The sequence below is a fragment of the Altericroceibacterium endophyticum genome (assembly GCF_009827595.1).
GTDB lineage: Bacteria > Pseudomonadota > Alphaproteobacteria > Sphingomonadales > Sphingomonadaceae > Altericroceibacterium > Altericroceibacterium endophyticum.
In genome coordinates, this window is record NZ_WTYT01000001.1 from 531,313 (window position 1) to 552,156 (window position 20,844).

A 20,844-nucleotide genomic window follows, 5' to 3' on the forward strand; every position below is an offset into this window, starting at 1 on the left:
GCAGGTGCCAAAACGATCCTACACGGCATGACAAAGTGCGGCTATTCGTCCGGCAATCACGGACAGATCATGCGCGAATGCTCTTCTCTGCTCAGCTTTTGCTGCGCCATCAAGCCGCAACAGATAGGACGGGTGCGTGGTAATCCACAATTCACTGCCATCATCCAGCGTCAAAGCCTGTGACCTTTCCCGAGCCACATTTACCGTTCTGCCAAGGAAACTACGGGCCGCGCTTGCCCCCAGAGCCACGGAGATTTTCGGACGGATCAGAGCTCTTTCACTTTCAAGCCACCAGCGGCAGGCATCCACTTCCTTTGCTGTTGGCGTTTGATGGATCCGGCGCTTGCCGCGTTGCGCAAATTTGAAATGCTTCACCGCATTGGTGCAATACGCCTTTTCGCGTACGATACCCGCTTCACGCAGATACTCGTTCAGCAATTGACCGGCTGGACCAATGAACGGTCTGCCCGCCATTTCCTCCTGATCCCCCGGCTGTTCCCCCACGATCATGAGCACTGCATTCTGATTGCCTTCGCCCATGACCGCGCATGTGCCGAGCCCGCCAATGGGGCAATCACGGCACGCTGCAATTCCTTCAGCGATCCCGGTGAGAGTGTCCGGGCGCTTTCCAACCCGCCCAGCCCCCTCCGTCACCATGCGTGCTTCACGCGCCTGCGCCCCAGCGATCAGATCGGGAATAAGGGCCGCTTCGGGCATATTTTTCCAATATTTGCGCGGCATTTCCCGAAGCATCGCACCGATTTTCAATCGTGAGGGATTGAAGATCGAGGCATAATAGCTGCGCCACAGGTCTTCTGCTGCATCTCCTTGCGGCGCATCCTCGCGCCGGGCTGGAGGACCTTCCTGCAACATTTGACCGTCCCAGAGCAGCGAGCCGCCTGGTGTGAGAATGGACCAATTCATCGCGGCGAAGCGCTCAACAAAAAATCGCGCGTTGGCCCGCACAATATGATGACTGGGTTCAAACCACGCCACAAAGCGGTTTTCTCCCTGCGCCTCATCAACGACGCGAAAGCGCAGAAATGCGCGCATCTTATGAATGTCACGCCGCACATGCCGCGCCCATTCATCCATCATGCGAATATCACCGTCGGTCCGGTCTTCCATTAATCGCGGTTCCGATTGCAGCCGCCACAAGACCTTATACAAAGTGCCGAAACGCCGCGGGTCGCTATGCAGGAAAGCCCGGCGAGCCAGATCCATATATCTCTTATTCGCCCGTACTGGACGGTTCGACGTTGGTGAAGGAAGTCTGGTCGCTACCGAGCCGAACAAATCGCCCGTCGCACCGTTTTCCTCCCATGAAATCCTCTCTGGCGAGATATCGGACTGAATTGCTTGTCTGGCCAGGTCTCGCCAATGATCGAAGTCCTGCAAATCATGGATCACAACCCTGTGATATTCTATTTTATCCGTGACTTGAGAGCCACTCATGCAAAAAGCTCGAGCTGCTTTTCTGGCCGGCTGAGCAATTTTCGCAGGTCGGCCCGGTCTGTCAAAAGGCTCGGGCGCCAATCGACTGTGCAGATAAAGGGCCGGATTTTGGTGACCGACACCGTCAGCTTGGCCACATCGTCGAGCCGAAGACCGCGCTGACGCCTTGCGGCAATAATCTGATTGACCCCGCGCACTCCCAATCCGGGCACCCGCAGCAAATCCTCTCGTGCAGAACGGTTTACATCTACCGGAAATCGCTCCCGAAATTTTAGCGCCCACGCCAGTTTTGGATCAATATCCAGTGGCAAATTGCCATCGTCATCAGCGGCCTGCGCGATTTCACCAGCATTATAACCATAGAAACGCATCAACCAGTCCGATTGATACAGCCGATGCTCACGTATCAAAGGCGGTCGTTTAAGTGGCAGAACAGCGCTCGCATCGGGTATCGGACTGAATGACGAATAATAAACCCTCCGCAAATTATGTGTTCCGTAAAGGCCGCTCGCTCGCTTGATGATATCGCTGTCATTGGCTCCATCAGCTCCGACAATCATCTGGGTCGATTGTCCTGCTGGCGCAAAACGCGGCGCGTGGCGAAACCGCTTTCGGGCATCTTTCGCCTCGACAATGGCCCGCCCCAGATCCCCCATCGCGCCTTCAATCTGGACGCGGTTTTTATCAGGAGCCAGACGCTTGAGCCCGGCATCGGTTGGCAATTCCACATTGATCGACACACGATCGGCGTAAAGCCCAGCCCTTGCGACCAGTTCGCTTTCCGCCTCTGGAATAGTCTTGAGGTGTATGTAGCCACGAAAATCATTATCTTCACGCAGGATACGCGCCGTTTCTATCAACAATTCCATAGTGTGGCTGGCATCTTTGATAATGCCTGAGGACAGGAAAAGCCCTTCGATATAATTCCGCCGATAGAAGGTCAGCGTCAGATCGGCGACTTCCTGAGGCGTGAAACGTGCACGCTTCACATTCGAACTCTTGCGGTTGATGCAATAATGGCAGTCAAACACGCAATGATTTGTCAGCAGCAATTTGAGCAGCGAGATACAGCGGCCATCGGGCGCATAGGCATGACAAATGCCCATCCCTCGATCGGTTGACCCAAGCCCTTTGCCGCCGACGCTGTTGCGCTTTACCGATCCCGATGAGGCGCAGGATGCATCATATTTGGCGGCGTCAGCCAAAATTTCGAGACGTTCAAGAAGCGGTATTTGCACCATACCGTTCTTCTTATGTTCTTTTTATACGCGCCGCAAGTTGGACATCATTGGTTTAAAACGAAATATGCGCACCCGCCACGATTTTGGAGCCAAAATCTCCCGAGGCCCCCGTGAAATCAGCGGCTTTGCGCGAAATATCCGTATCGGAATAGGTTAGCGTCAGCGACGCCGGCCCCAAGTAATATTCCGCGCCAAGGGACCAATCGACATAATTTCCATCAGGACGCAGGCGGCGGGCCCGCTGCACATCTTCCGTATGTCCGCTGGAATGTCCAACATAGCCGCGCAGGCTGATTGGTTTGCCCCAGAAACCGTAAGAGACCTCTACGCGCTTGTAGAAATTGCTGCCACCAATCGCCACCTGATCCGGCGCATAGGACACCATGGCATCGATAGAAACAGGACCAAGCGTGCCGCCTCCCCCTCCCTGCACTTCAGCATAATCACATTTGAAATTGCAGCCTGCAAACAGATGGCCGACACCGGAAACATGCCAGCTGAGCAGGCTGGCTTCATCAGAATAAGTCACTGCCAGATCGCTGCCAGCATCGGCGCCGCCATGCCTCTCTGCCCCCCGTAACGCGGTCAGCTGCGTCGATGCGCTCACCTTCGTAGTCAGCGGCACATTGGCGTAAATGTCGCCCGTAAATTTCCCATCGCTCCAGCTAAGCCCGCGGACACGGTGATCGCTTTCCAGATCAATCCAGATTTCAGGCTTCACTTCGGCCTGTGCATGGGCATGCTCCGAGTAGGCGCAGAGTAGCAATGGCCCCGCGCAGCCGCACATGATCAATACGGTTTTACTGAAAGTGCGCTGTGAAAGCAGTGTGGTGGAATTCCGATTTGTCATTATGGGCGCTTACTCATTCAGTTTAGCCAGACAAGCGGTTTTTGACGTGTGTTGGGCGCTGCATCTGCAGTGCGGGCGCTTTCCACGTTCAATTGCCAATGGCGCTACTGCGCGGAACAAAACCCATCGCTCTGCCGTTCGCCAAGAAACGCAATTCAGGAGAACATGATGCATTACGAAGAAGGCAAAGCACCCGAATTAAAGAAAAAATTCTGGAAGTCGCTTGCCGACAGTCCGTTTCTCTTTCTCCAGCTTGATCGTGATCCTGACAGCGCGGTTCCGATGACTGCGCAGCTGGATAAGGACGCCGACAGCGCCATCTGGTTCTTTACCGGCCGCGATCATTATTTGGCGACCGGCGGACCGGCCACAGCGACCTTCTCCTCAAAGGGGCAGGATCTGTTCGCCCGTTTTCGCGGCAGGCTGACCGAAGAAACCAGTCAGGAGCGGCTCGATAAGGAATGGAGCCATTTCATCGAAGCATGGTTCCCCGGCGGCAAGCAGGATCCCAACCTCTTGATGCTACGCATGGATCTTGAGGATGCAGAAATCTGGGATAGCGATCTGGGGCTGATGAGTACCGCTAAGCTGCTGCTGGGCAAGGATGTCCGCGATGACGCCAAGGATAGCCATGTTGAAGGCGTGAAGCTTTAAGAGCGCATCGCTCAATACGCTGAATGAGAACCAAAGGGCCGCCATGAGAGCGGCCCTTTTTCATGGCGTTACAGGATTGACGGAAATATCCCGACTATCAGAATGGCCAGCAAGGCCAGCGGACAAACCCACCGAATAAGGAAAAGCCACAAGCGCTGCATTGCCGGGGACAGGCCGGTTTCCGAATTAACCAGTCGGCGCTCTGCCACCCAGCCAAGAAAAACGGATGTCAGGATTGCGCCCATCGGCATCAGCAATTTGCTGGTGAAGGTATCGAGAACATCGAACATGCCCTGCCCTTCAAACAGCGGGAAAAAGCCAAGCGGATGCCAGGCTGACAACAGATTGAAGGACAAGGCTGACAACGTCCCCAAAACCAGCGCGCCCGTCGCCACGACACCCACCGCGACGCCGCGCCTCAGCTTCAGCGCACGGCTAAGCCAGGCGGTGGGAACTTCCAGCAATGCGACCGAACTGGTGAGCGCGGCGAAACCAACCATGAAGAAGAACAGAATACCCACCAGCGACCCGGCCGGCATGGATTGGAAAGCATGCGGCAATGTCTGGAACATCAGCCCCGGGCCGGCATCGGGGGAAAGGCCCGCTGCGAAGATGATGGGAAAGAAACAAATCCCCGCCAGCAAAGCAACGGTCGTGTCAGCAAGGGCTACAATGCCGGAAGTCGCGGCGATATTGACGTCACGTCCGACATAGGAGCCATAGGTGATCATACCTGCCACGCCCAATGACAGGGAGAAGAACGCCTGTCCCACTGCCGCCAGCATGACTTCTCCGGTCAATTTTTCCGGTTCGAAGGTGAAGAGGTAATTCATCGTTTGCTGAAAAGCACCGCCGAATACGCTGTAGAGCGTGATGGCCACCAGCAGCACGAAAAAGGCTGGCATGAGCCATGTGGCCGCGACTTCAATCCCGCCTGAAATACCGCGCGCAACGAAGATCAAGGTAATCAGCAGAAAGACGACATTGAGCCCAACCATAAGGCCGCCATTGCCGAACAGACCCGGAAGCAGAGCCTCAATCTCCGCCGGATCGCGCCCCTGAAATGCGCCTCCGGACAATCCGGTCTGGACCAGATCATTACAAAAGACGCCAATGTAATAGAGCACCCAACCGCCCACGACGCAGTAGAAACTGACGACGAGGAAGGCGGCAAAGACGCCTAACCCGGCCAGAATACTCCACTGGGTGGCAGCGCCGGATTCACGTGCGATCCGGCGGACGCTTTCAGGCGCATCCGCTTGTCCATGCCGGCCGATCAATGTTTCGGACAGCAAGACGGGCAGTCCGATCAGGACAACACAGAAGATGTAAAACAGGACAAAGGCGCCGCCGCCATTGGCTCCGGCTTCTGATGGGAAGCGCCAGAGATTGCCCAATCCCACGGCAGACCCGATCGCCGCCAGTATAAATGCTGTTCGCGAAGACCAATGGTCTTTACCGCTCGACGCCCCAGTCGCTGCCATTCAATTCCTCCGTCAGACCCGTTATTGAGTTTCTCCTGCAACAAAATGGCACTCGCGTCGAGTGCTGCGTTTGCTAGAAGGATCCTATGTCTACCACTTATCAGCTTGATACAGCGACAAGCCGCGCCAATCCCACGCCGCAGCCCATGCGGCGGTTAACGGTGCCCTCCATCGCCCAGCGCAAGAAGAATGGGGAAACAGAGAATCCCATTGTAATGCTTACGGCCTATACCGCACGGCAGGCGCAATTGCTGGATCAGCACTGCGATATGTTGCTGGTGGGAGATTCTCTGGGACAAGTGATTTACGGTCTTTCCTCGACCATACCGGTCACGCTGGAAATGATGGCCAATCATGGCGCGGCAGTCGTTCGCGGCAGCTATCACGCGGTGGTCGTCGTGGACATGCCATTCGGCAGTTATGAAGGTTCTCCCGAAAAGGCGTTTGAAAGCGCGTCCTGGCTGATGAAGCAAAGCGGCGCGGCGGCCGTGAAGCTGGAAGGCGGTGTTGCGATGGCAGAGACTGTTCGCTTTCTCTCCGCCCGCGGCATTCCGGTAATGGGACACGTCGGTCTAACCCCGCAGGCCGTCAACGCGCTGGGCGGTTATGGCGCGCGCGGTCGCAGCGAAGCGGAAGCGCGCAAGATTATCGAGGATGCCAGCGCCCTGGAAGACGCCGGCGCCTTTGCGATCGTGCTGGAAGGTGTGGTCGAACCTATCGCCATTGAAGTCACCCGGGAGATCGGCTGTCCCATCATCGGAATCGGTGCGTCCCCTTGCTGTGACGGACAAGTGTTGGTGACAGAGGATATGCTCGGGATGTTTGACCGCGTACCACGCTTCGTCAAACGCTATGGCGATATGGGCGCGATGATCACTGAAGCTGCGCAAACGTATGCCGAAGAGGTAAGAGAACGCAGCTTTCCTGGGGCAGATCAACTTTATCAACCCAAACCGGATTGACCATAAACACTGTTTCCCACAGGAGCTAAGTCCACAGTTCCGGCAACCCAATCAGCTCACATCTCCGTCAAGGGTCAACTCCTGATGCGCTATTATCGCGGCTCCATCATTTTTTCACTCATCTGCCTGGCGCTCGCCGTTTGGTATGCCTGGAGCTCTACCGGAACACTTGCCGGAACTGCTGAAGTTCTCTGGATCGTCATCGTCCTGTCCATCCTCGAAATATCGCTGAGTTTCGACAATGCCGTGGTGAATGCCAGCGTTCTGAAGAACATGGATGAAGTATGGCAGAAGCGCTTTCTGGTCTGGGGTATAGCAATCGCGGTATTCGGAACCCGGGTGATGTTCCCGCTCGCCATCGTGGCGATTGCCGCAGGTCTGGGCCCGATTGAAACCATTCAGCTATCTCTGAACCAGCCTCAGGAATATGAGCGCATCGTATCCTCTGCCCATGTCGGAATTGCCGGCTTCGGCGGTGCATTCCTCGCCATGGTGGGTCTCAAGTTCTTCTTTGACGGGGAGAAGGACGTGCACTGGATTTCCTGGGTGGAAGAAAAGCTGGCCAAAGTATCGGCAGTGCCCGCAGCGGAAATCGCACTGCTCATTCTGGTCCTGTGGGGCATCTCAAACATGCTGCCCGCTGATGAAGCGTTGACGTTCCTGACCGCAGGAATGCTGGGTCTTGTCACTTATATCGCAGTCGATGCCATCGGCACAATTCTGGAGATGCGTGAAGAGGCCAAGCGGGCGCAAGGTCTGATCGTGCGCTCAGGGCTTGGCGGATTTCTTTACCTGGAGGTGCTTGATGCCTCCTTCAGCTTTGATGGCGTGATCGGCGCATTCGCGCTGTCCAACAACATGATCATCATCGCGCTGGGTCTGTCGATCGGTGCGATATTCGTCCGCTCGATGACTATCCATCTGGTCAAGAAAGGCACCTTGTCTGAGTATCGCTATCTCGAACATGGCGCCTTCTGGGCTATTATCGTCCTTGGCGGCATCATGCTGTTCTCTGCGCGGTTCCATATTCCAGAAACCATCACCGGGCTGATTGGCGCCACACTGATCGCGATCTCGCTCTATTGGTCCGTGCGCCACAATCGCCGGATGCAGAAAATCGGACAAGAGCAAGAAACACAGATTGGCAATTAAGCCCGAAATCTGCAGTGTTTAGCCCTGAAGATCGTATTGTTTTAGCAGATCATAAAGTGTCGGCCGGCTGATCCCCAGCAGCTTAGCCGTGCTGGAAATATTACCTTCTGTTCGGGCCAAAGCCTGCCGAATGATCCGGCGATCGGATTCCTCTCTCGCGGCTTTGATGTTGAGAGGCATTTCTTCGGCTTCCTGAGCGGTCCCGAGATCCAGATCCTCCGCATGGACCAGCTTTCCTTCCGCCATGATGACCGCGCGTTTCAGGCGGTTCTCCAGTTCGCGAACATTGCCGGGCCATGGCCATTGATCAATCACCGCCAGCGCATCACTCGCCAATCCAGTGACTTGCGGATTATACTCCTGGGCGAACCGCTTGAGGAAGGTCTTGGCCAGCAAGACTGCATCTCCGGTTCTCTCCGCAAGAGACGGAATATTAACAACTATTTCTGCCAAGCGATAATAGAGATCCTCACGAAAACCGCTATTCATGATCATCTTTTCGAGATCCTGGTGGGTCGCGCAAACGATCCGCGTATCCACTGCGATCGTCTTGCGACCACCGATCCGCTCAATATTCCGTTCCTGCAGGAAACGAAGCAATTTCACCTGTAATGGCAAGGGGATATCGCCCACTTCGTCCAGAAACAACGTGCCCCCATTAGCCTGCTCGATTTTGCCTTCGGTCGTTTTTACTGCACCGGTGAAAGCACCTTTTTCGTGCCCGAACAGCTCACTTTCCAACAGGTTTTCCGGTATGGCGGCGCAATTGATCGCGACAAACGCGCCATCGCGCCGCTCACTCACTTCATGCAATCCGCGCGCCAGCAACTCTTTGCCCGTACCACTCGCGCCGAGCAGCATGACCGACGCATTGGTGTTCGCCACACGTTCAATGGTCTTCCCGACGCGGATCATTTCCGGTGCGGCAGTGATAAGATGGCCCAATACTGTTTTGTTTTCGCTGGCTTTATCTGCGAGCGTACGGTTCTCAGACTCAATGTGATGAAGATTGAATGCCCGGCGCACGATCAGCCCCAGCTCGTCAATATCAACCGGTTTGCTGTAGAAATCATAAGCCCCCTGCTCAATGGCCTGCAACGCACTTTCGCGCGCGCCATGACCGCTGGCGACAATAACTTTCGTATCGGGCTTGAGAGCCATTATCTCTTTGAGGACGGCAAATCCTTCACTGACGCCATCCGGATCAGGCGGCAACCCGAGATCGAGCGTAACGACATCGGGGGCTTCGGAGCGCAATTGATTGATCGCACTCGCCCGGTCGCCTGCAATGATGACATCGAAATCATCATAAGCCCATTTCAGCTGCGCCTGGAGACCTTCATCATCTTCAACGACCAGCAATTTTTGCCTGGTTTCCGCCATCAAGCGACCTCATTAGGATTATTGTTCAGCTCAGAGCCGAGCTCAGATTGTGCCAGCGGCAGATGGATCATGAAACGCGAACCCAATCCTTCCCGCGATTCCACACTTATATGCCCGCCCATCGCCTGAATCATCTCACGCGCCTCAAAGGCACCGATACCAAAACCGCCCGGCTTGGACGAACGAAACGGTTTGAACAGCTGCGTCCGGATAAACTCCGTGGACATACCGCAGCCTGAATCGATGATTTCAAGCAGGATTTTGTCGCCATCGCACCGCGCATCAAGAAATACCGGAGCGGCAGCAGCACTGGCATCAACCGCGTTTTGGACAAGATGGACCAGCGATTGCTCCAATGCCGCCGGATCAGCCAAAACCCTGTAGTTCTCGCGCTCTATCAAGATGATCTCATGTTGATTCTTGAAACGCCGAACAATCGTGTTGAGCAAATCAGTCAGGGAGACGTCCACAATTTCTTCGCGCACGTGACTGCCATAACGATTGAGCCGTGCCAGCAGCATGTTCAGCTTATCCGTGCTGTTACGAAGCGTAACCAGCATGTCGGCGCGAAACTCCGGCTTGTCAGCATGCTTTTCCGCATTGCGGGCGAGGAGAGACAGCTGGCTGGCCAGATTTTTGACATCATGCATGACAAAGGCAATTCGGCGATTGAAATCATCAAAGCGCTGCGCTTCACCAAGGGCATCCTGGCTCATCTCTTCTGCCAGATAGCTTGCCAGCTGATAGGAAACGATGCGCAGCAGGTCGAAATCTTCCCAATCGAGTACACGGCGGATTGGTGGGCGGCCCAGCGCAACCACACCGATCAGACGGTTGAAATGGTGCAGCGGGATCAGAGCCCACACATCGCGCGTTGCCATCAGCCATTCCGGCACGACATCATCCGGTATGGCGCGTCCCTTCCCTTCGCGAACTTCGTCCAGAGCGATGATGACATGCTGCTCCTCGAAAAACCGGACGCATTCCATGGGCAGTGCTTCAGCCGGAACATCGAGATTATTCCACTGCCAGCGCGCCTCCAGCACAAGCCCATCGTCATCCGAGCAGCGCGCAAACAGAACTCCGCTGGCACTATCGGTAATATCCGCAAGCGTCTGGATCGCGCGTTCGCGCAGGCTGGCATTGTTTATGCCGCTGCGCCCGATTGTCTCGGTAAAACGTAGCCACTCCGTGCGATAATCATAGCGATGCTGAAACAGGTTCCGGGCCAGTGTAATGCGCAGCCAGCCCCGCAATCTGCGCGAGGGCAGCATGAGCAACGCGGCAGCGCTGGCCCCGGCAACAAAAACTGCCTGAACCAAGCGTGCGAAATCGCCGCCCACAAAAGAAAGCGCCCGGGCGATAAACAGCATGGCCAGGAAATAGCCACCGATCAAAGCAAGCGATAAGGATTGAAAAGCGAAGGAACGCGAGGGGCGTAAGCGATATTCCGTCCCGCGGTGGAATTGACCAAATGCCAGAAGCAACACCATCAGGAGCAGCATGACAGAGCGCAAAGCGGCCAATGTCAGCGGCACGCTCTCAGCGAGATAGGCGACAGTGTACAGATTGAGATCGTACAGCCACATCAAAGCGAGAGCCGCTGCAGGCCAGCGCAAGACAGAATATTCCGTGGCAGTGGTACCCGCATATAGATTATGCAGCAAAACCAGAGCGCCCACACAAACAAGCAAGCGCATCGCGGTGATCGAGACAAAAGCCAGAACCGGCAATTCACTCACCGGAATGTCGCGAAAGACAAATACGAGCGGCAGTTGCAGCATTTCCACAAATGCCAGCGCAGCAAGTACCGGGCGTAGCGGGCCTATCCCCTTTACCCGTTCACCCCGGGTGAACAGGCGATAGAGCGTCCACAGCCAAGCGAGGTAGCTGAAGCTCAGCAGCCCCTGCGGCGCGGGCGCCAAGCCCCCCACCGCCACTACGGAAATCGCCCAGGCGGCACTGACAATCAGGCTGAAGATAATAGCGGGGACAGCGCCTTCTTGACGTCGCTCCTTCGGCAACAACCAGATAGCGAGAGCCAGTGCACCAGCAGCGCTGACCAGATATCCCACTATTGTCAGGAGGTGCCAGAATTCCGCCATCAGCGGACACCCTCCGGCCAAAGGACGACGCGCAACGTCTGCAGCAGGATCAAAAGGTCAAGAAACGGCGTGTAATTCTTGGCATAATACAGATCAAATTCCAGCTTCTGCCGGGCATCCTCGGTCGAAGCGCCATAGGGATAATTGATCTGCGCCCATCCGGTAATGCCGGGCTTCACCATGTGCCGCTCGCTATAATAAGGAAGTTCGGCTTCAAGCTCCGCCACGAATTGCGGGCGTTCCGGTCGCGGGCCGACAAAACTCATCGCGCCGCACAAAACAGTCCAGCATTGCGGCAATTCATCAATACGTGTCTTGCGCATGAACCGACCTATTCTCGTCACCCGCGGATCATTTTGCTCCGCCCACTGCGCGCCATTTTTCTCAGCGTCGCTGCGCATGCTGCGCAGCTTTATCAAGTCGAAGGATTCGCCATAGCGGCCGACGCGCGTCTGGCGAAAAAAGGCCGGCCCCGGGCTATCAAGTTTAACGAGTAGGGCGAAAACGCCGATGATCGGCGCCATGATAACCAGCAAGATGGCGCTGGCCAAAATATCGAAAATCCTTTTCGCGACGCTCGACACCATCCGGCCTGATGAAAAACCGTCGGAAAATATCAACCAGCTCGGATTAAGTGTATCCAGATCAACCCGGCCCGCTTCACGCTCGATAAAGCTTGAAAAATCATTCACGAAAACGCCGGCAGTCTTCACTCGCACCAAGTCCTTGAGCGGGAGCGAATTGCGCCGCTCTTCAATAGCCAGCACCACTTCGCTCACGCCCAGCTCTTCGACATATTTGGCAAGGTCTTGAATCTCATCGCGAGGAACGGCGTTTTCCACCACAGGCTGAGGTGTTTTCATCACGATGAAACCCGCGATGACAAAGCCTGATTCCACGCGCTGACTGAGGGTTTCCAGACGCTTTGCGCGAGGCCCCGCCCCCAGCACCAGGACCCGGCGTTTAAAAGCTGTGGCCCCGAGAATCTTACCCGTTATCAGTCGGTTAAACACCAGCGCTACAAGGCTTAAAAGCATCGTGTAGAACAGGGTGGACCGCCAGAAGGTCTCACTAGCCAGAACAAATTCGATGAAGGACAAGGCGATGATCGCCAGACTGATCGCAACCATCAATCGGGCGACAGCAAAGCGCATGGAACGCAATGATTGCGCGCCGTACACGCCAACTGAGAGCATCGCGATCCAGACCACGAACGCATAGGCTGAAAGCATCCCGGCCCGGTCGGCAAAATGCCCGGGATGCGTCCCGATCTGCAATGCACGGAAGACCCAGGCAAAATTGCCCGCCAGGACGAGAAGTATGAGATCGACAAATCCCAGCACGATTACTGCGTGCGGGACATAATGTTTAAAGAGTCTGATCATCTTACCAATCGGTTCCTGATGCCTGTTTAGCAGATCATAGATCGATTAGCCGAAAGGTATGAACTGTCGGTAAACTTTACAGACTATGGTAAATGGTGCCTAACAACTGATCATTTGCATGGTCAAATCTGCGCAACCGCTCTTAGTCTTGTGTGACCGAATTTGCCACATCCTCGGCCGCATTACCTATCTGACCTGCTGCTGCGCCGACATCATCAGCTGCACCAGCTATCGCATTATCCTTGGCCACCTCTGCCGTGCCCATTTTGTTAAAAGCCCACAAGGCCACAATAACGGCCACAACAACCACAAACATGACGAACCACACGGACATGCGCGAGCGAGGCTGATCCCGCTCGGTAATGATGGTCGTTTCAGTATGGGTCTCGCCGTCCGGCGTTTCGACCTTGGTGATGCGTTCTTCTGTCATGATCATCCACTCCTCTATGGCATGACAACATAACGGCTAAGAGGAGGTTCCGGGATAATGTTTAGGCTGCTCAGCGCCTTACATTCCGTAAGTCAGTACCAGCAAGCCTGACAGTGTCGCCACCATCAGGACGACGAGTGGCACACCCGTCCGCAAATAGTCGCCGAAGGAATAGTCCCCTTCCGCCATTATAAGCATATTGGTTTGATAGGCGATCGGCGTCGCGTAACACAAATTGCACCCGAACAGGACAGCAAGGATAAGCGGTTCCTGCGGCAACCCCAGCTGATTGGCGATAGAAAAGGCAATGGGCGTTCCCACAGTCGCCGCAGTGGCATTGGACGCAAAGTTGGTGAGCGTGGTGACGAACAGCATAATCGCTGCAAGAATTGCAGCGGGGGGCAAATATTGCAGACCCGCAGCCATGGATTGGCCCAGCCAGTCAGCGGCACCGCTTTCCAGAATAGCACGGCCAATCGCAATACTCGCGGCGACAAGCACGATGACCTTGGCGGACAGCGCTCTGCCCACCTTATCAAACTTCACGCAACCGGTGATGAACATCAAAATCGCACCGCCAAGCGCCGCGATTGCGATAGGCAGAAATCCGATGGAGGCAGAGCCAACGGACAGGAACATGATCACAGTTGAAAGCAGCGCTTTTGACCGCCGCGGCATGACCTGAGCGCCCTGCAGCATCAGTAAACTGTCAGTCCGCGCAAAATCTTCCAGTGCATCGGGGAGGCCCATGACCAGAAGGACATCGCCCTCTGCGAGCCGGATATCACCGCGTGGATCAGCAGGTTGCGTGTTAAGCAGTCGGTCGGGCTTATGGATGCCCAGAATTGCCACACCATACAGATCCGCAATGCCCGATGTCGCCAATGTCCGACGAATCAGACGCGAATCCGCCGTAATCACCATTTCTGCGACGCGAACATCTTCGCCTTGGGCGGATGAATCGCGGCGAATTCGGTCGACCACCCAGCCCGGAGCCACTTGCCCCTTCAACACGCGCAGCGCTTCCTGCAATCCGTCATGCGTTCCGGAAACGCGAAGCCGCTGCCCTGCCTCGAATGGGCCGGAAGGACGCTCTTCAAAACGGAAATCGTCGGGGAGCCGTTCGAGAACCTCGTTCAGATGCTTCCCTACAAGATCGCTGCCCGCAGGAACGCGCAAACGGGTGATGAAGCGGCGCTTGCTCTGAATGACTTCCTGACTGTTATCGGGCAGCAGCTTCGGCATCACCAGCCAAAGATAGGGAATCGCCACCAGCGCCGCCGCAAAGACGATCGGAGTGAAGTGAAACACATTCATTGGTGGCATGCCCAGATCGCGCGCGATCGACACCACCAGCAGATTAGTTGATGTGCCGATGGTTGTCGCCATGCCGCCAATCAAGACGGCAGCGTTCAGGGGAATAAGCGTTTTGGAAGCCGGCATTGCCCCGCGCGCCGCCAGACTGACAAAGATCGGCAGCAGCAAAACGAGCACCGGCGTGTCATTAACAATCATCGAAAGGCCGAATGCCAGCAGCAGAGACACCAGCAGGCCAAGCTGATGATTGACCTTCCATACCCGTTCGAGAACGCGAGCCGCAGGCTCCAACGCTCCAGTAACCACCAGCCCTCGCCCCATAATCATGAGCGCACAAATCGTGATCAGCGCGTAATGGCCGAAGCCCGAAAAGGCCAGCACAAGCCCATCGGTCGGGCCTGTACCGGGTAGAGGAAAGAAATACAGCCCCACCGCAATGACTGCGATGACCAGCAAGGACACGATCTCAGTCGATAACCGACTGCGCGCAAAGCCGATAAACATTGCCACTGTCACCAGCATCGCTGCCATCGCATGGAAAGAAGGAATGCCGGGCATCAGCATCATAGTCTATCCATCTATACGAGATCGGAAAATGACAGGAAAATGGTGCCCCTGGCCCGACTCGAACGGGCACTTCGTAAGAAACTCGATTTTGAGTCGAGCGCGTCTACCAATTCCACCACAGGGGCACATTGCATTGTGCGCGGATTAGCGAAGCTGTGACGCTTCATCAAGTGCCTATCCGCGCATTTTGAAATTTGCTGTTCACGGACAAGCAATTGCCAATGCAAATGGTTGCGCGGGTGGCACAGACCGCAACCACCCGCTTAACCAGTATGGATCAGGCTCTTATCGCTCCGGCGAGGAGCTTGTGTAGCCGTGAATGAAGCGGGTCATTGCCGGCAAGAATCTGTTTGTCGCAGATATGCTGGGACCTTCCCCGAAAATCACTCACAAAACCGCCGGCTTCGCGCACGAGAAGGCCGCCAGCGGCGGTGTCCCAAGGCTGGAGATCACTCTCCCAAAACCCTTCAAAACGCCCCGCGGCAACCCAGGCAAGATCAAGCGAAGCCGCACCGAAGCGCCGGATGCCAGCCACTTGCGGACCGATTGCACCGAAAATTCGCGTCCATTCGCCAAAATCACCATGCCCCTGGAAGGGAATGCCGGTTGCGACGAGCGCTTCTGATAACTGGCGCCGGCCGGACACGCGCAAGCGTGCGTCATGGAGCCAGGCACCGCGTGATTTCTCTGCCCAGAAGCTTTCATCATTGATCGGCTGGTATACCAGAGCAGCTGTTATCTCGCCCCAGCCACTGCCATCAAGCTTCGGCTCCTGCACCGCGATCGAAATCGCAAAATGCGGGATACCATGCAAAAAATTGCTGGTGCCATCGAGCGGATCGATGATCCAGCGGGGCTTGCCCGGATCGCCATCGATCTTGCCGCCTTCTTCCATCAGGAAGCCCCAGTCGGGGCGCGCGTTTAGCAATTCATCATACAATGTGCGCTCTGCAGCGCGGTCCGCCTTGGTTACAAAGTCAGACGGTCCCTTACGGCTGACCTGGAGGTGTTCCACCTCGCCAAAGTCGCGCCGCAAGCGCCCGCCGGCCTTGCGTGCCGCGCGTTCCATCACCCGAATTAGGCCTGAAAGTGCCACGTATCCTCACTTTTCTCTCAACAACCAGCAGAAATGCCGGAATGTTAATCTTCGTTCTGTTCCTGCTTGCGGAACGTAACACCACAGGCTCGCGCCGCTGCCACATAAACATGTGTAGGGTTGTCTGCCTGCAAATTGGGATTGTTTTCCAGAATCTTGCCAGCTGCCTGACTGATCTTGGAAATGGGATTGTTATACATGCAGCCATAAATCTGGCCACGGACAGTCTGCGCCAATTCGTCAGAATTCATCGCCATGACGAAACTGCGCACGATGACCGCACCGCGCTTCGCAGTGGCCGGGTCGGGCGTGTTATCCTGCGCCTGCACCGCCACAGGTGCCAAAGCGATAGCGCAAGCTGCAAGGATGCCAAATTTCTTCATTCTCAGTCAGCCTTCTTCACATATTCGCGAGCATAGACATCGACCACGATGCGGGTGCCGCTTTCAATATGCGGCGGAACCATAACGCGCACGCCATTTTCCAACACGGCTGGCTTGTAGCTGGAGGAAGCGGTCTGCCCCTTCACCACGGCGTCAGCTTCAACGATTGTCGCTTCGACCTGTTCAGGCAGCTGCACGCTGATCGGCTTTTCATCATACAGTTCGAGCGTGACATCCATACCGTCTGTCAGGAAGGCAACAGCATCGCCAAGCATGTCGGCATCGAGCATGATTTGCTCGAACGTGTCTTTATCCATGAACACCAGCTGATCATCTTCAGCATAGAGATACTGGAAATCCTGCGTGTCGAGGCGCACGCGTTCAACCGTATCGGCGCTGCGAAAGCGCACGTTGGTTTTGCGGCCATCGACGAGATTCTTCATCTCAACCTGCATGTAAGCACCGCCCTTACCCGGCTGTGTGTGCTGAATCTTGGCGACTTTCCAGATGCCACGTTCATATTCAATGATATTGCCGGGACGAATGTCGACGCCGCTGATCTTCATGGAGAATCCGCTCTTTTCGAAATTGTTGCAAATATCGGCGGGCCCTAGCCGTTCCGCACACTCGGGGCAAGCAGGCTGGCTAAATGAGCGCGGACATGGTAGCGGCACACGCATTAGGCAGCCCATGAAAACACTCCCTTCCCTTTTCCTCACCTGCGGCCTTTGCATCGCCGCTGCTGCGCCGGTTGCGGCCTCTCCCATCAGCGCGCTGGAGCGTGGACGCTATGTCTGCGAAACCCCCGGCGATGCCGCCGGCCCGGCCGGACGTCATGAGCCCGACAAGGATTTCCGCATTCTCGGCGCATCGCGTTATGTCAGTGATGAGGGATCTGGCACCTATCTTCGCACAGGAAAGAAAGTGATCTTCACCAGCGGCCCGCGCCGGGGCGAAACCTATGAAACACAGCGCAGCAATCGCTTTCTGCGACAGCTGGACAATGAGGGGCGAGCGACCCGTTTACGCTGCATCTATCACGGCCGCTAGGTTCGGCACCTAGCGGGTCAGCAACGGATAGGGGTTTACCGGGCTTGAGGGCTCCCACCATTCGGCATCGGCCGTGGTACGCAAAATTGCAAAATGCAGATGGGGCGTTTCGGGATCAGCATTGCCACTGGAACCCACCGAACCGAGGCGCTGCCCGCGGCGGATCTTTTGCCCTTCACGCAGTCCGGGCGCATATTTACCCATCTGGGCATAATAGTGGATCGTCTCGCCATCATCGGAGCGAACATAAATCGTGTTCCCGCCTGGAATGGAGCGATAAATGCGTTCTATCGTGCCGGGCGCAGCGGCGACCACTGATGTACCCGAAGGCGCCATAATATCGATGGCAGCGTGCAGATTATCGCTCGCCTCGCTTATGTCAGAGAAATTATCGACCAGATCCTTCGCGCTCACATCCAGCACCGGGATCATCAACGTCGCGGTCTGCCTGTCATCTGGGGAGGAAATGGGGGTCGTTTCACGTGGAGGCGGTGCCGTGCTGGCCGAAACTGCAGGCTCGGGCGCAGGCTGCTTCAATTCTTCGCTATCGTCGACGACGAAGCTCCCCACCACGATCCACAAGGCCGAAGTCAGTGTCGCCGTAACAGCGATCGCTTGTATCTTTTCTGCACTTGCCATCGCCTGTTCCCCAAAAACCGTACCAAAGCCGGTTGCGGTATCATCGCCCAGCGCCGGTTAAAAAGAAACCATGAGGTGAACAAAAGTTACAGAACCTTGTGAAACTCTCGGATAGCCTCCGCTTCATCTGCGGCAGCCCAAACGGCGGCACTGACAGCCAAAAAGTCAGCACCAGCCTCAATCAGCGGGCTCGCATTTTGCGGGGTAATTCCTCCGATCGCCACGCAGGGTATTTCGAAAATGCTTTGCCACCACGTCAAAGTTTCCAGATCCGGGCGATGTTCACTCGCCTTGGTCTGACTGGGGTAGAATGAACCGAAAGCTACGTAATCGGCGCCGTTTTCGCCTGCTTCCATCGCCATATGCCGACTGGCATGACAGGTTACGCCAATCTGAGCATCATGCCCCAGTTCATCGCGCGCTTCCTCGACCGAACCATCACCCTGCCCCAGATGCACGCCATCAGCCTTCAAGCGCTTGGCCAGCGAAATGCTGTCATTCACGATGAAGGCAATGTCGGCCTGTGCACAGATTTCCTGCAACGGCCCCGCCAAATGGGCGGCATCATGTTGATCCATGTCCTTCACACGGAACTGAAAGGCGGCCACCGGACCAGCTGCGACGGCTTTTTCAAGCCTGTCGGGGAAGGTTCCTGAAACATCGAGCGGAGAGATGAGGTAAAGCTGGCAATCGGACATAGTGGCGCTTCTATCCGCAGCGCAGCGCCGCGCCAAGTCGGAACCGACATCAATCCGCAGGCGTATAGCAGCCATGTACAAATTTGGATCTTTCAGCGCACTCATCATCGGCCCTGCTTTGATAGGCGGATGTACGCCAACCACACCCCTGTCTTCTTCAGAAACAGAACCCGCCATGGCGGAACTGGAGCAGAGAATTTATGTGGATGGCCCGTGGGTGACACCGGTCGACGTGCTGGAAGATAGCCGATGCCCCGCAGACGTGCAGTGCATTCAGGCTGGCCAGGTGCGGCTACAGGTCAAAATCGAGCTGGGCGCGCGTACTGAAAATGCTGTTCTGACTTGGCGCCCCGGCGACGAAAATGAAGGGGTCCACGTCGCAGATGGTCAATTGCGCCTGACAGATGTTCAACCCGCCCCGACTACAGCGCAAATTGCAGACGCATCCTATCGGTTCAAATTCCGGTTTGACGGCGGATTCTAACTTTTAGCGGGGCTGACAAACAACCCGTTGCGCACTGCATGCGCGAGCGTAACGATCACGACAAGGCGCATCAGCGCATTGCCCAGCAGATCACCGGCTCCGGCGTTGAAAGTTTCTTGCTGCATGAAAAGCGCCGTATTCATGACGAGCGCAACCGCCACATATAATGCGAGCAACGCAACGCTGACCTGCGACATCCTTGCAAGACACCAGGCCGTGAGCACTACACAAAGCGCGGCTTCAAACAGGATCAGGCTGCGCAATTCAGGCGCCTCAAATCCGCCATAGGCAATCCAGACGGTGTGCCCCCAAACCAGCGCAAGCGCGAGCCTGAGCTCCTGCCCAATCGAGGGACAGAAGCGACCAATCACCCAGAACATCACTGCCGCAAATAATACTGCGCCCGCCAATACAATATTAAGCAAGCTACTTATTGCGGCAACAACAAGCAGTATAAAGACGACTGCAACTGGCTTGCGATAGCCCCCGATCCGCAAAACGCCCCCCGTCATTTCCGAAGGGGGGCGTTTAAGAAGAAATACTGATTTCATCAATATTTAAATTTAACTATTTCAGTTACTCGCATTTTCCCGTTGACGCCTCATAAATCTCTTCGATGGCGGTTTTCAAAGCAGCATCAAACTCATCATCGGTCATTTGCGCACGCAGTTCTTCCAGCAATGCTCTGGAGAAGCTGGCGATCATGCCGTCATTCTCAGCCAGCTTCTTGCAGGCATCGGTGCGGCTGTAACCACCGGACAGCGCCACAACACGCAGAACGCCGGGGTGATCAACCAAGGGCTTGTAAGTGTTTGCTTCCACGGGAATGGAAAGTTTCAGCATCACCTGCTGACCATCATCCAGAGAGTTGAGGTGCTTCAGGATTTCGTCGCGCAGAATAACTTCGCCCTCCGCGCGATCCTCCGACTTGATCGAATATTCCGGCTCAAGAATGGGCATAAGACCGGCATTCAGGATTTGCGCCCCCACTTCGAATTGCTGGGCAACAATCGCACCGATCCCGGTGGGTGAAGCGGAATTGATCACCGAGCGCATCTTCGTGCCATACACACCCAATGCCTTAGCCCGAGCCAGCAGATCATCGAGGCCCGCTATGGGCTTCATCATCTGCACGCCGTCCTGTTCATCCTCGAGGCCTTTGTCGACCTTGAGAAACGGAACTACACCGCGGTCGCGCAACACGGTTGGCACCGGCTTACCATCAGCCAAGCCGTCCATCGTGCGTTCAAACAGAATAGCGCCGATGACGCGGTCACCATTAAAGCTGGGAGAGGTGACGATGCGTGAGCGCATCTTGTGGATCTGGGCGAACATTTCCTCGTCGCCATTCCATTCATCATCTTCAACACCATAAGCGCGAAGTGCCTTGGGAGTGGAGCCGCCGCTTTGGTCAAGCGCGGCTATAAACCCGTCTCCATCCGCAATAATCGTGTTCATTTCTTGATCAATCATAGTATCCACCCCTAATTGCGTTCCTACGCATAGAAA

The 20,844-nt window shown here is 55.7% G+C and carries 21 protein-coding genes and 1 tRNA gene; 5 read left to right on the forward strand and 17 right to left on the reverse strand.

Annotated elements, in window-relative coordinates; genetic code table 11:
• Positions 1 to 18: 18 nt before the first annotated feature.
• Genes GRI91_RS02605 through GRI91_RS02615 form a run of 3 tightly spaced genes read right to left on the reverse strand, consistent with a single transcriptional unit; the run spans position 19 to position 3,546 of the window.
• Positions 19 to 1,455, reverse strand: coding sequence for a UdgX family uracil-DNA binding protein (locus tag GRI91_RS02605; protein WP_160735049.1), 1,437 nt, complete (start codon positions 1,453 to 1,455; stop codon positions 19 to 21).
• Entirely contained in the window at positions 1,452 to 2,696 is a 1,245-nt protein-coding gene (locus tag GRI91_RS02610; protein ID WP_160735050.1) for a putative DNA modification/repair radical SAM protein, read from the reverse strand. The genes GRI91_RS02605 and GRI91_RS02610 overlap by 4 nt, the downstream gene beginning before the upstream one ends.
• Positions 2,697 to 2,748: 52 nt before the next feature.
• Complete coding sequence (locus GRI91_RS02615) at positions 2,749 to 3,546, reverse strand: TorF family putative porin (RefSeq protein WP_160735051.1); 798 nt, start codon at positions 3,544 to 3,546, stop codon at positions 2,749 to 2,751.
• A 165-nt stretch (positions 3,547 to 3,711) separates the two neighbouring features.
• Here GRI91_RS02615 and GRI91_RS02620 point away from each other — a divergent pair, with 165 nt between their 5' ends.
• Positions 3,712 to 4,200, forward strand: a complete 489-nt coding sequence (locus GRI91_RS02620; RefSeq protein ID WP_337190301.1) for a pyridoxamine 5'-phosphate oxidase family protein — start codon at positions 3,712 to 3,714, stop codon at positions 4,198 to 4,200.
• Positions 4,201 to 4,268: 68 nt separating this feature from the next.
• Here GRI91_RS02620 and GRI91_RS02625 read toward each other — a convergent pair whose 3' ends face one another.
• On the reverse strand, positions 4,269 to 5,684 hold the full coding sequence (locus GRI91_RS02625; protein ID WP_160735052.1) for a sodium-dependent transporter: 1,416 nt from the start codon (positions 5,682 to 5,684) through the stop codon (positions 4,269 to 4,271).
• Between the two features lie 86 nt (positions 5,685 to 5,770).
• Here GRI91_RS02625 and panB point away from each other — a divergent pair, with 86 nt between their 5' ends.
• Both panB and GRI91_RS02635 read left to right on the forward strand, forming a co-directional pair.
• Complete coding sequence (panB, locus tag GRI91_RS02630; protein WP_160735053.1) at positions 5,771 to 6,646, forward strand: 3-methyl-2-oxobutanoate hydroxymethyltransferase; 876 nt, start codon at positions 5,771 to 5,773, stop codon at positions 6,644 to 6,646.
• 81 nt (positions 6,647 to 6,727) lie between these two features.
• Positions 6,728 to 7,798 carry a DUF475 domain-containing protein gene (locus GRI91_RS02635; RefSeq protein ID WP_160735350.1) on the forward strand — a complete coding sequence of 357 codons (1,071 nt, stop codon included), beginning with the start codon at positions 6,728 to 6,730 and terminating at the stop codon, positions 7,796 to 7,798.
• An 18-nt stretch (positions 7,799 to 7,816) separates the two neighbouring features.
• On the opposite strand, the gene prsR is transcribed toward GRI91_RS02635, so the two are convergent.
• From prsR to efp, 9 genes are all read right to left on the reverse strand, one after another.
• Entirely contained in the window at positions 7,817 to 9,181 is a 1,365-nt protein-coding gene (gene prsR / locus GRI91_RS02640; RefSeq protein ID WP_160735054.1) for a PEP-CTERM-box response regulator transcription factor, read from the reverse strand.
• The gene (gene prsK / locus GRI91_RS02645) at positions 9,181 to 11,286 is read right to left on the reverse strand and encodes an XrtA/PEP-CTERM system histidine kinase PrsK (RefSeq protein ID WP_160735055.1); all 2,106 of its coding nucleotides are present in this window, start codon (positions 11,284 to 11,286) and stop codon (positions 9,181 to 9,183) included. Before prsK ends, prsR begins: the two co-directional genes overlap by 1 nt.
• Positions 11,286 to 12,671 carry a TIGR03013 family XrtA/PEP-CTERM system glycosyltransferase gene (locus GRI91_RS02650; protein WP_160735056.1) on the reverse strand — a complete coding sequence of 462 codons (1,386 nt, stop codon included), beginning with the start codon at positions 12,669 to 12,671 and terminating at the stop codon, positions 11,286 to 11,288. The genes prsK and GRI91_RS02650 overlap by 1 nt, the downstream gene beginning before the upstream one ends.
• Before the next feature lie 142 nt (positions 12,672 to 12,813).
• Entirely contained in the window at positions 12,814 to 13,101 is a 288-nt protein-coding gene (locus GRI91_RS02655; protein ID WP_160735057.1) for a hypothetical protein, read from the reverse strand.
• A gap of 78 nt (positions 13,102 to 13,179) precedes the next feature.
• Positions 13,180 to 14,985, reverse strand: coding sequence for an SLC13 family permease (locus GRI91_RS02660; RefSeq protein WP_337190302.1), 1,806 nt, complete (start codon positions 14,983 to 14,985; stop codon positions 13,180 to 13,182).
• 40 nt (positions 14,986 to 15,025) lie between these two features.
• Positions 15,026 to 15,110 (reverse strand) — tRNA-Leu (locus tag GRI91_RS02665).
• Between the two features lie 152 nt (positions 15,111 to 15,262).
• Positions 15,263 to 16,054 (reverse strand): inositol monophosphatase family protein, encoded by a 792-nt coding sequence (locus GRI91_RS02670; RefSeq protein ID WP_160735352.1) that lies wholly within the window; start codon positions 16,052 to 16,054, stop codon positions 15,263 to 15,265.
• Between the two features lie 71 nt (positions 16,055 to 16,125).
• Positions 16,126 to 16,464 carry a hypothetical protein gene (locus GRI91_RS02675; protein WP_160735058.1) on the reverse strand — a complete coding sequence of 113 codons (339 nt, stop codon included), beginning with the start codon at positions 16,462 to 16,464 and terminating at the stop codon, positions 16,126 to 16,128.
• A gap of 2 nt (positions 16,465 to 16,466) precedes the next feature.
• Positions 16,467 to 17,030: an elongation factor P gene (gene efp, locus GRI91_RS02680; protein WP_160735059.1), complete on the reverse strand. Its 564-nt coding sequence runs from the start codon at positions 17,028 to 17,030 to the stop codon at positions 16,467 to 16,469.
• Positions 17,031 to 17,154: 124 nt separating this feature from the next.
• On the opposite strand from efp, the gene GRI91_RS02685 reads away from it, so the two are divergent.
• A complete protein-coding gene (locus tag GRI91_RS02685; RefSeq protein WP_160735060.1) occupies positions 17,155 to 17,514 on the forward strand; it encodes an elongation factor P in 360 nt (119 codons plus the stop codon).
• Positions 17,515 to 17,523: 9 nt separating this feature from the next.
• Here the strand turns inward: GRI91_RS02685 and GRI91_RS02690 are convergent, their stop codons facing one another.
• Both GRI91_RS02690 and thiE read right to left on the reverse strand, forming a co-directional pair.
• Entirely contained in the window at positions 17,524 to 18,153 is a 630-nt protein-coding gene (locus GRI91_RS02690; protein ID WP_160735061.1) for a M23 family metallopeptidase, read from the reverse strand.
• An 86-nt stretch (positions 18,154 to 18,239) separates the two neighbouring features.
• Complete coding sequence (gene thiE / locus GRI91_RS02695) at positions 18,240 to 18,851, reverse strand: thiamine phosphate synthase (protein ID WP_160735353.1); 612 nt, start codon at positions 18,849 to 18,851, stop codon at positions 18,240 to 18,242.
• Positions 18,852 to 19,026: 175 nt separating this feature from the next.
• Between thiE and GRI91_RS15840 the strand changes: the two genes are divergently transcribed.
• Positions 19,027 to 19,335, forward strand: a complete 309-nt coding sequence (locus GRI91_RS15840; RefSeq protein ID WP_202385413.1) for a hypothetical protein — start codon at positions 19,027 to 19,029, stop codon at positions 19,333 to 19,335.
• Here the strand turns inward: GRI91_RS15840 and GRI91_RS02700 are convergent.
• Positions 19,332 to 19,886, reverse strand: a complete 555-nt coding sequence (locus GRI91_RS02700) for a hypothetical protein (RefSeq protein WP_160735062.1) — start codon at positions 19,884 to 19,886, stop codon at positions 19,332 to 19,334. The two genes, GRI91_RS15840 and GRI91_RS02700, sit on opposite strands and share 4 nt — an antisense overlap.
• A 25-nt stretch (positions 19,887 to 19,911) precedes the next feature.
• A complete protein-coding gene (locus GRI91_RS02705) occupies positions 19,912 to 20,808 on the reverse strand; it encodes a fructose bisphosphate aldolase (protein WP_160735063.1) in 897 nt (298 codons plus the stop codon).
• Between the last annotated feature and the right edge of the window lie 36 nt (positions 20,809 to 20,844).

Bases quoted from the DNA above. Each gene is read 5' to 3' on its own strand.
- GRI91_RS02605 (WP_160735049.1), bottom strand. From the start codon at position 1,455: ATGAGTGGCTCTCAAGTCACGGATAAAATAGAATATCACAGGGTTGTG.
- GRI91_RS02610 (WP_160735050.1), bottom strand. From the start codon at position 2,696: ATGGTGCAAATACCGCTTCTTGAACGTCTCGAAATTTTGGCTGACGCC.
- GRI91_RS02615 (WP_160735051.1), bottom strand. From the start codon at position 3,546: ATGACAAATCGGAATTCCACCACACTGCTTTCACAGCGCACTTTCAGT.
- GRI91_RS02620 (WP_337190301.1), top strand. From the start codon at position 3,712: ATGATGCATTACGAAGAAGGCAAAGCACCCGAATTAAAGAAAAAATTC.
- GRI91_RS02625 (WP_160735052.1), bottom strand. From the start codon at position 5,684: ATGGCAGCGACTGGGGCGTCGAGCGGTAAAGACCATTGGTCTTCGCGA.
- panB (WP_160735053.1), top strand. From the start codon at position 5,771: ATGTCTACCACTTATCAGCTTGATACAGCGACAAGCCGCGCCAATCCC.
- prsR (WP_160735054.1), bottom strand. From the start codon at position 9,181: ATGGCGGAAACCAGGCAAAAATTGCTGGTCGTTGAAGATGATGAAGGT.
- prsK (WP_160735055.1), bottom strand. From the start codon at position 11,286: ATGGCGGAATTCTGGCACCTCCTGACAATAGTGGGATATCTGGTCAGC.
- GRI91_RS02650 (WP_160735056.1), bottom strand. From the start codon at position 12,671: ATGATCAGACTCTTTAAACATTATGTCCCGCACGCAGTAATCGTGCTG.
- GRI91_RS02655 (WP_160735057.1), bottom strand. From the start codon at position 13,101: ATGACAGAAGAACGCATCACCAAGGTCGAAACGCCGGACGGCGAGACC.
- GRI91_RS02660 (WP_337190302.1), bottom strand. From the start codon at position 14,985: ATGATGCTGATGCCCGGCATTCCTTCTTTCCATGCGATGGCAGCGATG.
- GRI91_RS02670 (WP_160735352.1), bottom strand. From the start codon at position 16,054: ATGGAACGCGCGGCACGCAAGGCCGGCGGGCGCTTGCGGCGCGACTTT.
- GRI91_RS02675 (WP_160735058.1), bottom strand. From the start codon at position 16,464: ATGAAGAAATTTGGCATCCTTGCAGCTTGCGCTATCGCTTTGGCACCT.
- efp (WP_160735059.1), bottom strand. From the start codon at position 17,030: ATGAAGATCAGCGGCGTCGACATTCGTCCCGGCAATATCATTGAATAT.
- GRI91_RS02685 (WP_160735060.1), top strand. From the start codon at position 17,155: ATGAAAACACTCCCTTCCCTTTTCCTCACCTGCGGCCTTTGCATCGCC.
- GRI91_RS02690 (WP_160735061.1), bottom strand. From the start codon at position 18,153: ATGGCAAGTGCAGAAAAGATACAAGCGATCGCTGTTACGGCGACACTG.
- thiE (WP_160735353.1), bottom strand. From the start codon at position 18,851: ATGTCCGATTGCCAGCTTTACCTCATCTCTCCGCTCGATGTTTCAGGA.
- GRI91_RS15840 (WP_202385413.1), top strand. From the start codon at position 19,027: ATGGCGGAACTGGAGCAGAGAATTTATGTGGATGGCCCGTGGGTGACA.
- GRI91_RS02700 (WP_160735062.1), bottom strand. From the start codon at position 19,886: ATGAAATCAGTATTTCTTCTTAAACGCCCCCCTTCGGAAATGACGGGG.
- GRI91_RS02705 (WP_160735063.1), bottom strand. From the start codon at position 20,808: ATGATTGATCAAGAAATGAACACGATTATTGCGGATGGAGACGGGTTT.